Below are 16,355 nucleotides of genomic sequence, written 5' to 3'. Positions count from 1 at the left end.
GCATGGCCGACCTCCCCACGTCACGCGTCCGGGACCGGTAGCCTCGCCGCGTGCCTCGTTACACGGACCTCGCGCTCGGCGCCGGTGCAGTTCTCGCTGTCGGTCTCGGACTCCTCGCCCTCCAGCCCGACTCACTGCCGAAGCCGGACGACGCTGCGCGGTCGATGACGACGAAGCTGCCCGATCCGCTGAAGACGAAGCCGTCCAAGCCGGCTGCGTCGGACTCCGCGAAGCCGACCGGCTCCAAGCCCGCCGCCACGACGGCCGACGCATGGGTCGTCGGCGCGGGCTACGGCCTCGCCGTACGCACGGAGGAGCGCGGCTGCGACGCCGACGGATCGGCGTCGATCACCGTGATCGGCTCGGCGGGTGGCTCCATCGAGCGCACCGTCGACGGGCTCCGCGCTGTGGGCGGGATCAACGTCCAGTCGGAGGAGAAGGCCGAGCTGGTCGGCGTCGACGGCGCCTGCGAGCGCGTCGGCTTCGCCACCGACGACGCCGGACGCACCTGGACGAAGCTCGACACCGTGCCGACGATGTGGTCGCTCGTCCCCGATGACACCGGCGCCGTCCACGCGCCGTCGGGTCAGGTGGACGTGCCGTGCGAGCCCCTGTCGCTCACCGGCCTCGACGACAAGGTCGCGCGCCTGGCCTGCACGGACGGGCGTCTGCTCGGCACCGTGTCCGGCGGCGACGAGTGGTCGATCCTGGGCAACAACAGCGACATGAAGACGGTCGGCTTCGTCTCCGCGACGACCGCCCTGGCCCTCGCCGACAAGGACGGCTGCGACGGCATCTCGGTCCAGCGCTCGACCGACGGCGGCACCGACTTCACCACGGCGTACTGCGTCGAGGGGACCGGCCCGTGGGGCCTCTTCACCGACTCCGACACGGCCGTCGTCGTGGGCGGCGACGCGGTCGCGCGCAGCACTGACGGCGGCGAGAAGTGGGATGTGACGACGATCCGGAGCTGAGCGCGTCCGGTGTGTCCGGAGCATCCCCTCCGACCCCGTAAAATTGGGGGGTGCAGAACCCCGACGTGATCGCGTACTTCGCCGACGACCCGGCCCGTGTCTACCAGCTGCTGCAGTGGCTGCCGGTGCTGGAGCGCCTCGACGCGACCCATCCGACGGGCATCGTGACCCGCAACGAGGAGACCGCCGCGATCGTCCGGGAGCACACGCGGCTCCGTGTCTTCGATGCGCCGGGCTTCAACGACCTCGCCGAGCTGTACGCCGAGATCGACCCCAAGGTCGCCGTCTACTGCAACAACAGCATGTTCAACTTCAACTCGCTGCTCCAGAGCCGGATGCTGCACGTGCACATCAACCACGGCGAGAGCGACAAGCAGTCGATGGTGAGCAACAACGCCAAGGCCTACGACCGGGTCTTCGTCGCCGGAGAGGCCGCGGTGCAGCGCCAGCGCGCTGCCGTGATGGAGCTCGACGAGTCGCGGCTGATCCGCATCGGCCGGCCGCAGCTCGACCTGCGACCGGAGCCGATCATCGCTGCCTCCGAGCGCCGCACCGTGCTCTACGCGCCCACCTGGGAGGGCGACGCGGAGTACAACGACTACACCTCGGTCGACCTCTTCGGCCCCGAGATCGTGCGCTCCCTGCTGGCGGTCCCCGACACGCGCGTGGTCTACAAGCCGCACCCGCGTGTGGGCACGAGCGAGACGCCGGACATTCGCGACAACCACCTCGCCATCATCGAGATGCTCGCGGACGCGGCCCGACGTGATCCTTCGTCCGGGCACGAGTCCGTGCTCACCGGTGACATCCTCGCGGTCTTCCCGCGCTGCGACGCGATGGTCACCGATGTCTCGTCGGTGGGCCTGGACTGGCTCTACCTGCAGACCGACAAGCCGATCATGATCACCGATCGCCACCACGACGCGGACCGCCTGCGCCTCGAGGTGCCGGTCAGCCGCTGCGCCGACGTGCTCGACTCCGACAACCTCCACGACCTGACGTCCCTGGTGACCGATCGTCTGGAGCACGACACCCACCACCTCGCGCGCGTGGCGATGCGTCACCACTACTTCGACGACAACGCCGTGGGTGACAGCACCCGGCGCTTCGTCGAGACGGTCGGCGACCTCGTCGTACGCCGCGACGCGTTGCTGGGCGACCTCGGCCTGCTCGACGTGGCCGAGTCCGTCATCGCCTGAGGTCAGGCCTCGCCGGAGAGCAGCCGCTCGACGTCCTCGTGGCGCCAGATCGGCCGCACCTCGCCCTCGCCGCTCGCGGGAGCCCAGCCGAGGCCGGGCTCGAACCGCCGCAGCACCCGGGCAGGTACGCCGCCGATGACGGCGTGGTCGGGGAACTCTCCGCGGACGACGCTGCCGGCCGCGACGACGGTGTTGCGCCCCAGTCGCGTGCCCGGGAGCAGGATCGCGCCGTGGCCCACCCAGGATCCCGCGCCGATGAGGACGGGGGAGCGCTCGCCCCACTGGACGCCGATCGGGGTCTCCGGGTCCTGGTAGCCGTGGCCGGAGTCGGAGACGAAGACGTCCTGGCCGAACCAGACGTCGTCGCCGATCTCGATCGACTCGTGGGCGGTGATGGTGGCGCGCTGGCCGATCACGCACCGGTCGCCGATCACGAGGCCACGCTGGGGGAGTGACGGGTCGTCGTCGCCGTAGCCCACGGACAGGGAGCAGTGCCGCCCGATGAGGGTGTCCTCCCCGAGATGGATCTCCGCGCAGCCGAAGAGTGCGGCGTACGGGAAGGTGATCATCGACCGGCGACCGAAGGTGCCGAACTCGTCGGCCTTGTCGGTGCCGGGCGCCACCGAACCCCAGAACTCGAGGCGACGCCACACCGCGTGGATTGCGCGGGCGGTCAGGCGGTGGGAGATCAGCACTCCTGAACGGTATCGCGCATCGTCGTTTGTCTGGGATCCCAGACCGTTGGGCCGGTGGGGGGATTCTCGATCGGGGCGAGGGGTCCTGTAATTGACCCATGACCGCCATGATCAACGTCGCCCGTCCCGCCGCCACCGTCTCCGTGGGCACCGGCCCGGTCTCGTTCGAGGACGTGGTCGCCGTCGCACGCCACGGCGCCGCCGTGACCCTCTCCGACGACGCGCTGACCGCACTCGGCGCCGCGCGCCTGGTGATCGACGAGCTGGCCGGCGCCACCGTGCCGGCGTACGGCGTCTCCACCGGCTTCGGCGCCCTTGCCACGCGTCACATCGCTCCCGAGCTCCGCGCACAGCTGCAGCGTTCGCTCGTCCGGTCGCACGCGGCCGGCTCCGGTCCGGAGGTCGAGCGGGAGGTGGTCCGTGCCCTCATGCTGCTGCGCCTCTCCACCCTCGCCACCGGCCACACCGGCGTACGTCCGCAGACCGCGCAGCTCCTCGCCGACCTGCTCACCCACGGCATCACGCCCGTCGTCCGCGAGTACGGCTCGCTCGGCTGCTCCGGCGACCTCGCTCCGCTCTCGCACTGCGCGCTGGCGCTGATGGGCGAGGGCGAGGTCCGCGACGCAGCCGGCACCCTGATGCCCGCCGCCGAGGCGCTCAGCGCAGCCGGACTTGCGCCCGTCGAGTTCGTCGAGAAGGAGGGCCTGGCGCTCATCAACGGCACCGACGGCATGCTCGGCATGCTGGTGCTCGCCCTCGAGGACCTCCGGATGCTGCTGGCCACCGCCGACATCGCCGCCGCGATGAGCGTCGAGGGCCAGCTCGGCACCGACCGCGTGTTCGCCCCGGAGCTCCAGGCGATCCGTCCGCACCCCGGCCAGGCGCTCAGCGCGGCCAATCTCGTCACCCTGCTGCGGGACTCCGGCGTTGTCGCCTCGCACCGCGGTCCCGACTGCAACCGGGTCCAGGACGCCTACTCGCTGCGCTGCTCGCCGCAGGTGCACGGTGCCGCGCGCGACACCATGGCCCACGCCGCCACGGTGGCCGGCCGCGAGCTCGCCAGCGCGGTCGACAACCCGGTCGTCATCGACGGCCGGGTGGAGTCCAACGGCAACTTCCACGGCGCTCCGGTGGCCTACGTCCTCGACTTCCTCGCGATCATCGCGGCCGACGTCGCGTCCATCTCCGAACGACGCACGGACCGGTTCCTCGACAAGGCCCGCAACCACGGCCTGCCGCCGTTCCTCGCCGACGACCCGGGTGTCGACAGCGGCCACATGATCGCCCAGTACACGCAGGCGGCGATCGTCTCCGAGCTGAAGCGCCTCGCAGCCCCCGCGTCGGTGGACTCCATCCCGTCCAGCGCCATGCAGGAGGACCACGTCTCGATGGGCTGGTCCGCTGCCCGCAAGCTGCGGAAGTCGGTCGACGGCCTGACCCGGGTCCTCGCGATCGAGGTGCTCACGGCTGCCCGCGCCCTCGACCTGCGCGCGCCGCTGGAGCCGTCGCCGGCGACGGGCGCAGTCATCCGCCGCCTGCGCGAGGCAGGTATCCAGGGGCCTGGCGTGGACCGCTGGCTCTCGCCCGAGATCGAGGCTGCCGTCGCGCTCGTCGCCGAGGGCGCTGTCCTCGCCGCGGCGGAGTCGGTCGTCGGTACGCTGGCCTGAGTCCTGGGAGAGGTGGGTCCATGGCCGTTCCTGCGGCCGAGCAGACGCTCGGCATCCTGCGCTACCTCTCCAGCCAGGCCAGCCCGGTCCAGGCGACTGCGATCGCGCGCTCCCTCCAGCTGCCGCGCTCGACGACGTACCACCTCCTCAACACGCTGATCGAGTTCGGCTTCGTCGTGCACTACCCCGACCAGCGGGTCTACGGCCTCGGCGTCGCCGCACACGAGCTCGGCAGCGGCTATGCCCGGCAGGAGCCGTTGCAGCGCCTGGCCCGCCGTCCACTGGCAGCGCTTGCCGACCGGTGCCGCAACAGTGCGCACCTGTCGGTGCTGCTCGGTCGCGATGTCGTCTACGTCATCGAGGAGCGCGCCGCCGGGCGGCCGCTGCTGATCACCGACGTGGGCGTCCGGCTCCCGGCGTTCACCACGGCGTCGGGGCGCGCCATGCTCGCGGCCCTGCCGCAACCCCAGGTCAAGGCGCTGTACGCCGACCGCGACGCGTTCGCCGCCGGGGTCGCCGGTGCGCCGTCGTCGCTGTCCAACCTGCGCCGCCTTCTGGTGGACGTCCGCGCGCAGGGCTGGGCGAGCGAGGACGGCGAGGTCTCCGAGGGCCTGGCGTCCATCGCGGTCCCCGTGCTGGACGCCGCGCGCTATCCCGTGGCCGCCGTGACGGTGACCTACCCGGTCGCCGAACAGACCCGCGATCTGGTGCAGCGGCTCGTCGTCGACGTCACCGCGACCGCTCGTCTGCTCTCGCGCCGCCTCGGCGGCGGCTGATCCCGACACCGACAGGGCCCGTCCACCTCACGGTGGACGGGCCCTTTCGTCTGCGGTCAGGCGGCGCTGCGGGCCAGAGCCCGGAGCTGCTGTGCGGCGACGGTCAGCATGGCCAGGTCGACGGCGGGCGCGGCCCGGAGCTCGGTGACGAGTGCGTCGACCCTGCCGACTGCCTGACGGTGCCGGGCAGCCCAGGCGGCCACGACGCCGTCCGCAGCCGCTGAGGCGACCGCGTCGCAGCGGTGGTCCTGGTGATCGCAGGGAGCACCGCTGCCGGCGCACCCGTCGGCGGGCCGGAGCAGGGCGGCGACGGTCAGCTCTCCCTGGAGCGAGAGCAGGTCGTCGGCGACGGCGGACCAGGCGTGCGCGACCCAGTGCGGATTGCCCGGCGTGGCGACTGCGCGCGAGCGGAGCCAGTCGAGCTGCAGCAGCCGGCCGACCTCGAAGAACGCCGCGGTCGCCTGCAGGGGCAGGGCGTCCGCCCGGGTCGCTGCTTCCACGACGTCGAGCGCGGCGGCGAGGGGGCCGCAGAGCGCCAGCCGCTGCGCCGTTGCCTCGGGCAGGCCCGCCTCGACGAACCGCACCCTCTCCTCGTCGACCAGTGCCTGCTGGCTCTCGTCGAGGGCGTCGACGAGCGCGTCCCGGACCTGACTGATCTGACGGGCCAGACGGGTGACCTCAGCGGCCAGCCCGCCGCCTACGCGGTCGTGGCGGAGCAGCCAGGTCGACGCCTGCTCGGTGAGGTCCTGCACCCGGGCCAGGGCATCGAAGACGGTCTCGACCTCGGCGGTTTCCAGATGTGCGACCACCTCGTGCCAGAGCTCCCGCAGGCCGAGGGCCTCACGCGCGATGAAGAACGCCGCCGCGGCTTCGGGCAGGCGGGCACCGGTGCGCTCCTCGAGTCGGCAGAAGAAGCCGGGCCCGGCCTGGTTGACCAGGTCGTTGGCCAGCACCGTGCCGGCGATCTCGCGGACCAGGGGATGAGCCGCGATCAGTGCGGCGTCGCGCACCGGCGGCGGGAAGTAGCCGTCGAGCATCGCCTGGACCGCACCATCGTCCGGCAGGTCGGAGGCGAGCAGGTCAGCGCGGACACTGCCCTTCGACCAGGCCAGCAACGTGGCCACCTCGGGTCGGCTCAGCGCCTCGCCCCGGGCGCGGCGGCGGGCCAGCTCCTCGTCGTCCGGAAGGTTCTCGAGGCTGCGGACCAGACGACCGTCGCGCTCGAGCATGGCGATCAGACGCGAGTGGCGGTCCAGGCCCAGCGCCCCGCGGCGTACGGCGAGGCTGATCGCGAGCGCCTGGTCCCGGTTGTCGGCAAGGACCGCGGCGGCGACGTCGTCCTGCATCGAGGCGAGCAGGTCATCGCGCTCCGCCGGCGTGAACCGGCCGCGGGCAACGCCCGCGTCGATGAGGACCTTGAGGTTCACCTCGTGGTCGGAGGTGTCGACGCCCGCGGAGTTGTCGACGAAGTCCGCGTTGACCCGTCCGCCGTGCTGCGCGAACTCGATGCGTGCCCGCTGCGTCAGGCCGAGGTTGCCCCCTTCGCCGACGATCCGGGCGCGGAGGCGACTGGCGTCGATCCGCACTGCCTCGTTGGTCGTGTCGCCCGCCTGGGCGTGCGTCTCGTCGGTCGCCTTGACGTAGGTGCCGACGCCCCCGTTCCACAGGAGGGCAACCGGTGCCGCGAGGAGCGCGGCGATCAGCTCGTCCGGCGTCATCGACGCGCGATCCTCGGTGATGCCGAGACGTTCGCGGACGCGCGGCGTGAGCGGGATCTGCTTGGCCTGCCGGGAGTGCACTCCACCGCCCGCCGACAGCAGCGACGCGTCGTACGACGCCCAGGTCGAGCCGGGTAGGTCGAAGAGCCGCTGCCGCTCGGCGTGCGACGCGGTGGGGTCGGGGTCGGGGTCCAGGAAGATGTGCCGGTGGTCGAAGGCGGCCACGAGGCGGATCCGGTCGGAGAGCAGCATGCCGTTGCCGAAGACGTCGCCGGACATGTCTCCGATGCCGACGACGGTCAGCTCGTCGCGGGTCGGATCCAGGCCGATCTCCCGCAGGTGGGCCTCGACCGAGACCCACGCGCCGCGGGCGGTGATGCCCATGCCCTTGTGGTCGTAGCCCGCCGAGCCGCCCGAGGCGAACGCGTCGCCGAGCCAGAAGTCGTACTCCGCGGCCACCGAGTTCGCGAGGTCGGAGAAGGTCGCCGTGCCTTTGTCGGCAGCGACGACGAGGTAGGAGTCGGTCCCGTCGTGGCGGCGTACGCCGACAGGGGGCTGCTCCGCGCCGCCGACGAGGTTGTCCGTGACGTCGAGGAGACCCCGTACGAACGTCGCGTACGCCGCGCGCACCGCGTCGCGTGCGGCGTCCGCAGCGAGGCCGTCGAGGGGCGCACGCACGACGAAGGCGCCCTTCGCCCCGGCCGGGACAATGACGGAGTTCTTCACCGCCTGGGCCTTCATCAGGCTGAGCACCTCGGTGCGGAAGTCCTCCGGGCGCTCGGACCAGCGGAGCCCGCCGCGGGCCACGCGCGCGGTCCGGAGGTGGAGGCCCTCGACCTCCGGCGAGTAGACCCAGGTCTCGACCAGCGGAAGGGGAGCCGGCACGAACGAGAGGCGCCCGGGCTCGATCTTCAGCGTGATCCGGGGGAGCGGGTCGCCGGCCGCATCGCGGCACCAGTAGCTGGTCCGCTGCGTCGCGCGGACGACCTCGGCGATGCTGCGCAGCACGCGGTCCTCGTCCAGGGTGGCGACGCCGTCGAGGGCGGCGACGAGCTCGGCCTCCGCGACCTCTTCGGCCGACTCCTCCGCGTCCGGGTCGAAGCGCGCCTCGAAGAGCGTCACGATCGCCCGCACGGCGTTCGTGTTGCGCACCAGGGTCTGCTCGACGTAGTCGAGACCGAGGGCACTGCCGGCCTGGCGGAGGTAGCGACACAGAGCGCGGACCAGGCTGACCTGGCGCCAGTCGAGCGCTGCCGAGGTGACCAGGCGGTTCAGGCCGTCCTGCTCGGCGTGACCACGGTGGATGGCCGCGAGCGCGTCGGCGAAGCGGTCCTCGTCGCCCACGGAGCCGACGAGGTCGAATACGTCGCTGTCACGGTCGGTGCCGTGGCGGGCGACCCGGAGGCCGAGGCTGTCGAAGAGCGCAACGGCGTCCGCGACGAGCGGAGGCTCGGCGGGCCAGGTCACGGTGCAGGCAACGTGACCCGGCTGGTCGTGAGGTGCGATCCGGACACGCGGGGCGGCGGCCGGGGCGGAGGCCGTGGAGGCGGGAGCGGAGGCGGGAGCGGGCGAGAGCTGGGTGGTGGTCACGAGTCCATTGAGCGCCTGGGCAATGGCCGTGTGCGACTGGTGGAGCCGCACCTCTGTCCGGGATTCCAGACAGGCGCCAGGCCGTGTGCGGCGGTCCGGCGACTGTCTGTCATCCCAGACCGGTTGCGTTCTTCATGCCTTCCCGGCGGCCCGGCCGGCTGCGTGAATGGAGATGGGCCACGAGCCCCCAAGACCACCTGAGAATGAGGAGAAGCCCATGGAAGGCGCGCGCCCCGTCCGCAGCCCCCGCGGCACCGAGCTCACTGCCAAGTCGTGGCAGACCGAAGCCCCGCTGCGCATGCTGATGAACAACCTCGACCCGGAGAACGCCGAGCGCCCCGACGACCTGGTCGTCTACGGCGGCACCGGCAAGGCTGCGCGCAGCTGGGAGGCGTACGACGCCCTGGTGCGCACGCTGACCGACCTCGAGGACGACGAGACCATGCTGGTCCAGAGCGGCAAGCCGGTCGGTGTCTGGAAGACGAACACGTGGGCTCCGCGCGTCCTGATCGCCAACTCCAACCTGGTCGGCGACTGGGCCAACTGGGAGGAGTTCCGCCGGCTCGAGGAGCTCGGCCTGACCATGTACGGCCAGATGACGGCCGGCTCGTGGATCTACATCGGCACCCAGGGCATCCTGCAGGGCACCTTCGAGACCTTTGCGGCCGTGGCCGACAAGCGTTTCGGCGGCACCCTGGCCGGCACGATCACCCTCACCGCCGGCCTCGGCGGCATGGGTGGCGCGCAGCCGCTGGCCGTCACGATGAACGATGGTGTCGCGATCTGCGTCGATGTGGACGACTCGCGGATCAAGCGCCGGATCGAGCACCGCTACCTCGATGTCCAGGCCGACAACCTCGAGCACGCGCTCGAGCTGGCCATCGCGGCGCGCGACGCCCGCAAGGGCCTGAGCATCGGCCTGCTCGGCAACGCCGCAGAGATCTTCCCGCAGCTGCTGGAGATGAAGGCGCCGATCGACATCGTCACCGACCAGACCTCCGCGCACGATCCGCTGTCGTACCTCCCGATCGGCATCGCCTTCGAGGACTGGCAGGCGTCCGCCGAGCGCGACCCGGCCGGCTTCACCAAGGAGGCGCAGGCCTCGATGGCCGCGCACGTGCGCGCCATGGTGGAGTTCCAGGACGCCGGCGCCGAGGTCTTCGACTACGGCAACTCGATCCGCGACGAGGCACGCAAGGGCGGCTACGACCGCGCCTTCGAGTTCCCCGGCTTCGTGCCGGCGTACATCCGGCCGCTGTTCTGCGAGGGCAAGGGCCCGTTCCGCTGGGCTGCGCTCTCCGGCGACCCGGAGGACATCCGCAAGACCGACGAGGCGATCCTCGAGCTCTTCCCGGACAACGAGCGCCTGCACAAGTGGATCCGCATGGCGCAGGAGAAGGTGCACTACCAGGGCCTCCCGGCGCGCATCTGCTGGCTCGGCTACGGCGAGCGCCACCTGGCCGGCCTGAAGTTCAACGAGATGGTGAAGAACGGCGAGCTGTCGGCGCCGATCGTCATCGGCCGTGACCACCTCGACTGCGGCTCCGTCGCCTCGCCCTACCGCGAGACCGAGGCCATGAAGGACGGCTCCGACGCGATCGCCGACTGGCCGCTGCTCAACGCGCTGACCGCGACCGCGTCGGGCGCGACCTGGGTGTCGCTGCACCACGGTGGCGGCGTCGGCATGGGTCGTTCGATCCACTCGGGCCAGGTCACCGTCGCCGACGGCACCGACCTCGCTGCGGAGAAGCTCGAGCGGGTCCTGACCAACGATCCGGGCATGGGCGTGATCCGGCACGTCGACGCCGGGTACGACGAGGCCGCCGAGGTTGCTGCTGAGCGTGGGGTCCGCATCCCCATGCAGGAAAAGGCATGACGGCGTACCTCGCCGAGCACGCCTGGCTCGGTGGCGAGCAGACCCACGCCGACGTCCTCATCGAGGTCGACGGCGACCGGGTCCGGTCCGTCACGCCGGGCATCGAGGCTGCCCCCGCAGGCGCTGTGCGCCTGCGGGGGCTCACCATCCCCGGGATGGCCAATGCCCACTCGCACGCCTTCCACCGGGCACTACGCGGCCGCACCCACCGCGGCGGTGGCACGTTCTGGACCTGGCGCGAGGACATGTACGCCGTCGCGTCGCGCCTCACGCCGGAGTCCTACTTCGACCTCGCCCGGGCGACGTACGCCGAGATGGCGCTGGCCGGCATCACGTCGGTGGGGGAGTTCCACTACCTGCACCACGCCGCGGCCGGTCGTGCCTACCTCGACGCGAACGCCATGGGCGAGGCCCTGATCGCGGCTGCGGGCGAGGCCGGAATCCGGATCACCCTGCTCGACGCCTGCTACCTCACCGGCGGCCCGGGCCAGCCGCTCGCGGGCACGCAGCTGCGGTTCACCGACGGTGATGCGGATGCCTGGGCCCGCCGCGTGTCGGCGCTGTCCGGCAGCGACCATGCGCGGGTCGGCGCCGCCATCCATTCCGTGCGGGCTGTGCCCGCCGACCAGCTGGCAACCGTCGCCGACTGGGCCCGTGACCGGGAGGCGCCGCTGCACTTCCACCTCTCCGAGCAGCGCGCAGAGAACGCCGCCTGCCAGGAGCACCACGGCTGTACGCCGACGGAGCTGCTCGGTCGACACGGCGCGCTCGGCGCGCGGTCGTCCGCGGTGCACGCCACGCACCTGACCGAGGGCGACATCGCCCTGCTGTCCGGCACGCGCACGACGATCTGCATGACGCCCACCACCGAGCGCGACCTCGCTGACGGCATCGGCCCGGCCCGCGATCTGACCAGCGCCGGGTCGCGGATCTCCCTGGGCAGCGACAGCAACGCGATCATCGACCTCTTCGAGGAAGCCCGCGGGCTGGAGATGGACGAACGCCTGCGCACCGAACGCCGGGGCCACTGGACGGCCGCCGAGCTGCTCCGCGCGGCGACCGCTGATGGCCACGCCTCGCTGGGCTGGGCCGACGCCGGGCGCCTCGAGGCAGGCGCGCTCGCCGACTTCACCGCGATCGCCCTCGACTCCGTGCGGCTCGCGGGCTGGGGCACGGACACGTTGCTGGAGTCCGCCGTCTTCGCCGGGTCCGCGCCCGACGTCACCGACGTCGTCGTGGGCGGCAGGCAGATCGTCCGCGGCCGGCAGCACGTCACCCTCGAAGACGTGCCCGGCGAGCTCCACCGCGCGATCGTCGGACTCGGACAATGACGTTCGAGCTCCGTCGTTCGGCCGAGCACGTCCGGCGCCCGTGGCGCAACGGCGGGGGCATGACCGCCGAGGTCGCTGCGTGGCCGCCGGATGCGGACGCCGCGTCGGCGTTCGACTGGCGGGTGAGCTTCGCGGACGTCGACGGCTCCGGCGACTTCTCGCTCTTTCCCGGTGTCGACCGGGTGATCACCTTGCTGGACGGACCGGCGATGACGCTCCGCTTTCCCCGGGTGACCGAGGTGCTCGAGCGGTTCCAGCCCTTCGCCTTCGACGGTGGCCTCAGCGTTGCCTGCACCGTCGCCGGTCCCACCCGCGACCTCAACGTGATGACGCGGCGGGGTCGCGTCCGCGCGGACGTCGAGATCCTCGAGCTGACCGGCGCCGGGGCAGTGCACGACCTGGACGCCGGCGAGCCGCTCCTGCTGATCGGCCTGACGGGCAGCATCGACGCGGCGGCCGGTCAGGAAGCTGCACCCCTCCTTCCGGGGGACGTCCTGGTCACCGACCGCCCGCTCACGGCAGCTGGCTCGGGCCGCTGTGCCGTCGTGCGGATTGCCCCGGTCGATCGTCTGGAATCCCAGACGCGACCCGGCTGACGGACCTGTCGGCCGTCGGCTCCAGCCCTGTGCAATGAGGGGCAGGTCACACGACCCGCTACCGTCCAGCCGGTCCCGAGCCGGCCAGATCCGAGGAGTCATCATGGCGAGTCCCGAGGGCGCCGCCCGCATGGAGAGCCGCACGATCGACGTCGTGCCGGAGTCCGAACGCCACGGCACGCCGCGCAGCCAGTTCACGCTGTGGTTCGGCGCGAACATGCAGATCACCGCGATCGTCGACGGCGCCCTTGCAGTGGTGTTCGGCGCCGACGCGCTCTGGGCGATCATCGGCCTGGTCCTCGGCAACATCCTCGGTGGCGCCGTGATGGCGCTGCACTCGGCCCAGGGCCCGCGTCTCGGTCTGCCGCAGATGATCAGCAGCCGCGCGCAGTTCGGCGTCTACAGTGCGGCGATTCCGCTCGTCCTCGTCGTCACGATGTACCTCGGGTTCGCTGCCACCGGCACGGTGCTGGCAGGCCAGGCGATCAACGAGACGGTCGGCGTCGACGCCCGGTGGTTCGGCATCGTCGTCTTCGGTGCGCTGACCGCCGTCTTCGCGACCCTGGGCTACCGCTACATCCACACGATCGGGCGGGTCTCGACCGTCGTCGGCATCATCGGCTTCTCCTACCTCGGCATCCGCCTGGCGACGCAGCACGACATCAGCAGCCTGCTGGGCGCGAAGCCGTTCGACATCGTCACGTTCCTGCTCGCGATCTCGCTCGGCGCCGGCTGGCAGCTCACCTTCGGCCCGTACGTCGCGGACTACTCGCGCTACCTGCCGTCCGACACCCCGGCGCCCGCGACGTTCTGGGCGACGTTCGCCGGCAGCGTCCTCGGCTCGCAGTGGTCCATGACGCTCGGTGCCCTCGTGGCAGCGATCCCGGCCTCGCAGGGTGGCATCGGCTTCTTGGGCAACCAGGTCGGCTTCCTCGGCGACCTCGCCGGTGGCGGTGCCGTGGCGCTGGCGATCTACCTCGTCATCGTCGTCGGCAAGCTCACGGTCAACTGCCTCAACGCCTACGGCGGCTTCATGACCATGCTGACCACGGTGTCGGCGTTCCGGCGTACGAACCAGGTCGGGCAGGTCGTCCGTGCGCTCTACATCGGCGGCTTCATCGCGGCATCCGTCGCTGTGGCGATCTTCGCCTCGGCCGACTTCCTGACCAGCTTCCGCAACTTCGTGCTGGTGCTGCTCATGGTCTTCACGCCGTGGAGCGCCATCAACCTCGTCGACTACTACCTGATCTCGCACGAGCAGATCGACCGTGACGCGCTCTACGACCCCGACGGCCGCTACGGACGGTGGAATCTCGTCGCCCTCACGTCGTACGCCGTGGGCGTGGTCGCGCAGATCCCGTTCCTCGCCCAGACCCTCTACACCGGTCCGGCGACGAAGGCCCTCGGTGGCGCAGACATCTCCTGGCTGGTCGGCCTCGTGGTGACCTCGGCGCTGTACTACGCCTGGGCCCGTCGTACGACGTCGTCCGTGGCCGTGGCGGAGCCTGTCTGGGATGCCGGACAGCACGCCCGCTGATGACCTTGCTGGACAATCGCGCAACGGATGGACTTCGAGCATGACGTTCGAGCAGATGTGGGCCGACATCGCGCCCGTGGGCCGGTCGGCCTCCACGCAGGGGTACTTCCGCCAGCCGTACACCGCGGCCGAGATGGAGATGCGGGCGTGGTTCAGCGAGGAGTGCACGCGCCGCGGCCTCGAGCTCGAGGCTGACGGCAACGGCAACCTCGTGGCCTGGTGGGGGAGCGGCGATGACGCCGTCCTGACCGGGTCCCACCTGGACAGCGTCCTCGACGGCGGCGCGTACGACGGCCCGCTCGGCGTTGCCTCGTCCCTCGCTGCGGTCGACGTGCTGCGCGATCGCGGCTTCACGCCGCGGCGTCCGATCGCGATCGGCGTCTTCGCCGACGAGGAGGGCTCACGCTTCGGCATCGGGTGCCTCGGCTCGCAGCTCGCGACCGGTCTGGTCAGCGTCGAGGACGCGCGGCTGATGCGCGACCGCGACGGCCTGCTGCTCGAGGACGTGATGGCGAACGCCGGGCTTGAGCCGGCGCTCGGTCGCTCGGCCTGGCTGGACCGGGTCGGGTGCTACGTCGAGCTCCACGTCGAGCAGGGCCGCAACCTCGTCGACCTCGAGGCGCCGGTCGGTGTCGCGAGCGGGATCTGGCCGCACGGGCGGTGGCGCTTCGACTTCGACGGTGAGGCCAACCACGCGGGTGCGACCCGCATGGAGGACCGCCGCGACCCGATGCTGACCTTCGCGCAGACGGCGCTTGTCGCCAGTACGGAGGCTCGCCGCACCGGTCAGCGCGCGACGTTCGGACGGATCGAGGCGACCCCGAACGGCACGAACGCCGTGCCGTCGCGGGTTGCTGCGTGGCTCGACGCCCGGTGCGAGAGTGAGGCCATGCTGTCCGACCTCGTGGCGTCGCTGGAGAAGGCAGCCGCCGAGCGCGCCGGCATCGACGGCACGACCGTCGCGGTGACGGCCGAATCACTGTCGACCGCCGTCGACTTCGACGCCGACCTCGCGGCCCGGATCGCGGCTCCCGGCGGCTGGCCGGTCATCCCGACCCAGGCCGGTCACGACGCCGGCATCCTCTCGACGGCGGGTATCCCCACCGCGATGCTCTTCGTCCGCAACCCGACCGGCATCTCCCACTCGCCCGACGAGCAGGCCGGGATGGCTGACTGCGTTGCGGGCGTCGACGCCCTGGCTGACACGCTGCAGGAGCTGACCCGATGACCGGCTCGCTGCTCGTCACCGGCATCGGCGAGCTGGTCACCGGCGATGCGGAGCAGCCGGTGCTCACGCAGGCCGCCTTCGTCGTCGACGACGGGGCCGTTGCGTGGGTCGGCGCCGCAGCCGAGGCACCCGCTGCTGACGCGGCGTACGACATGGGTGGGCGCGCGGTCATCCCCGGCTTCGTCGACTCGCACAGCCACCTGGTCTTCGCGGGTGACCGGTCGGCGGAGTTCGCTGCACGGATGGCGGGGGAGTCCTACGCCGCCGGCGGCATCCGTACGACGGTGCGCGCGACGCGGTCCGCGAGCGACGAGGAGCTGACGGCGCACGTCCGCCGGCTCGTGGACGAGATGCAGCGGCAGGGCACGACCACGCTCGAGATCAAGAGCGGTTACGGCCTCTCCGTCGCCGACGAGGCGCGCAGCCTGGCCATCGCCCGGCAGTTCACCGACGAGACGACCTTTCTCGGCGCCCATGTCGTTCCGGAGGGCATCACGCCCGAGGAGTACGTCGCCCTGGTCACCGGTCCGATGCTCGAGGCGGCTCGGCCCCACGCCCGCTGGATCGACGTCTTCTGCGAGAAGGGAGCGTTCGACGCCGACCAGGCCCGGGCGATCCTCACTGCTGGTGCGGCTGTCGGCCTGCGCGGTCGCCTGCACGCCAACCAGCTCAACTACGGCTCCGGCGTCCAGCTGGCGTGCGAGCTCGGGCTGGTCGCCGTTGACCACTGCACCTATCTCTCGGATGCGGACGTCGACGCACTCGCGCAGTCCGGCACGGTCGCGACACTGCTGCCCGGTGTCGAGTTCTCGACCCGCCACCCGTACATCGACGCACGGCGGCTCATCGATGCCGGAGTCCGTGTCGCACTGGCGAGCGACTGCAACCCGGGCTCGTGCTTCACCAGCTCGCTGCCGTTCTGCATCGCGATCGCGGTCCGCGACATGGGCATGACGCCGACCGAGGCCGTGCTCGCGGCGACCGCCGGGGGAGCGGCCGCCCTCGACCGCACCGACGTCGGCCGCCTGACCGTCGGTGCCCGCGCCGACTTCGCCGTCCTCGACGCACCGTCACACGTCCACCTGGCCTACCGCCCCGGCGTACCGCTCGTCGCGGAGACGTGGCGCGGAGGGGTTCGCGCCTGAGCGATCGGCCCCATCAACGACAA

At 71.7% G+C, this 16,355-nt stretch carries 12 protein-coding genes; 10 read left to right on the top strand and 2 right to left on the bottom strand.

What is annotated here, in order from left to right; all coding sequences use genetic code 11:
* The first annotated feature begins 50 nt into the window (after positions 1-50).
* Together EPD65_RS11225 and EPD65_RS11220 are read left to right on the top strand one after the other, a co-directional pair.
* Positions 51-974 carry an NADH-quinone oxidoreductase subunit E gene (locus tag EPD65_RS11225; protein ID WP_131584149.1) on the top strand — a complete coding sequence of 308 codons (924 nt, stop codon included), beginning with the start codon at positions 51-53 and terminating at the stop codon, positions 972-974.
* Between the two features lie 50 nt (positions 975-1,024).
* Positions 1,025-2,173, top strand: a complete 1,149-nt coding sequence (locus EPD65_RS11220) for a CDP-glycerol glycerophosphotransferase family protein (RefSeq protein ID WP_131584147.1) — start codon at positions 1,025-1,027, stop codon at positions 2,171-2,173.
* 2 nt (positions 2,174-2,175) lie between these two features.
* On the opposite strand, the gene EPD65_RS11215 is transcribed toward EPD65_RS11220, so the two are convergent.
* A complete protein-coding gene (locus EPD65_RS11215) occupies positions 2,176-2,868 on the bottom strand; it encodes an acyltransferase (RefSeq protein ID WP_243640554.1) in 693 nt (230 codons plus the stop codon).
* A gap of 107 nt (positions 2,869-2,975) precedes the next feature.
* On the opposite strand from EPD65_RS11215, the gene hutH reads away from it, so the two are divergent.
* Positions 2,976-4,535, top strand: a complete 1,560-nt coding sequence (gene hutH / locus EPD65_RS11210; RefSeq protein WP_131584200.1) for a histidine ammonia-lyase — start codon at positions 2,976-2,978, stop codon at positions 4,533-4,535.
* A 20-nt stretch (positions 4,536-4,555) separates the two neighbouring features.
* Positions 4,556-5,311: an IclR family transcriptional regulator gene (locus EPD65_RS11205; RefSeq protein ID WP_131584146.1), complete on the top strand. Its 756-nt coding sequence runs from the start codon at positions 4,556-4,558 to the stop codon at positions 5,309-5,311.
* 56 nt (positions 5,312-5,367) lie between these two features.
* Here EPD65_RS11205 and EPD65_RS11200 read toward each other — a convergent pair whose 3' ends face one another.
* Positions 5,368-8,619, bottom strand: a complete 3,252-nt coding sequence (locus EPD65_RS11200; protein WP_165872978.1) for an NAD-glutamate dehydrogenase domain-containing protein — start codon at positions 8,617-8,619, stop codon at positions 5,368-5,370.
* 217 nt (positions 8,620-8,836) lie between these two features.
* On the opposite strand from EPD65_RS11200, the gene hutU reads away from it, so the two are divergent.
* The 6 genes from hutU to hutI all read left to right on the top strand — a co-directional run bounded on the left by hutU (position 8,837) and on the right by hutI (position 16,332).
* Positions 8,837-10,495, top strand: coding sequence for a urocanate hydratase (hutU, locus tag EPD65_RS11195; RefSeq protein ID WP_131584143.1), 1,659 nt, complete (start codon positions 8,837-8,839; stop codon positions 10,493-10,495).
* The gene (locus EPD65_RS11190; RefSeq protein WP_131584141.1) at positions 10,492-11,826 is read left to right on the top strand and encodes a formimidoylglutamate deiminase; all 1,335 of its coding nucleotides are present in this window, start codon (positions 10,492-10,494) and stop codon (positions 11,824-11,826) included. The genes hutU and EPD65_RS11190 overlap by 4 nt, the downstream gene beginning before the upstream one ends.
* On the top strand, positions 11,823-12,422 hold the full coding sequence (locus tag EPD65_RS11185; protein ID WP_131584140.1) for a HutD/Ves family protein: 600 nt from the start codon (positions 11,823-11,825) through the stop codon (positions 12,420-12,422). The genes EPD65_RS11190 and EPD65_RS11185 overlap by 4 nt, the downstream gene beginning before the upstream one ends.
* A 103-nt stretch (positions 12,423-12,525) precedes the next feature.
* Complete coding sequence (locus tag EPD65_RS11180; protein WP_131584138.1) at positions 12,526-13,959, top strand: purine-cytosine permease family protein; 1,434 nt, start codon at positions 12,526-12,528, stop codon at positions 13,957-13,959.
* Between the two features lie 40 nt (positions 13,960-13,999).
* Complete coding sequence (locus tag EPD65_RS11175) at positions 14,000-15,187, top strand: allantoate amidohydrolase (protein WP_131584137.1); 1,188 nt, start codon at positions 14,000-14,002, stop codon at positions 15,185-15,187.
* Entirely contained in the window at positions 15,184-16,332 is a 1,149-nt protein-coding gene (gene hutI, locus EPD65_RS11170) for an imidazolonepropionase (RefSeq protein WP_131584135.1), read from the top strand. The genes EPD65_RS11175 and hutI overlap by 4 nt, the downstream gene beginning before the upstream one ends.
* Positions 16,333-16,355: the final 23 nt, after the last annotated feature.

Source organism: Nocardioides jejuensis, from assembly GCF_004337475.1.
Lineage (GTDB): Bacteria > Actinomycetota > Actinomycetes > Propionibacteriales > Nocardioidaceae > Nocardioides > Nocardioides jejuensis.
Note: the sequence above shows the minus strand (reverse complement) of the source record. Positions and strands in the feature narration are given on the sequence as shown.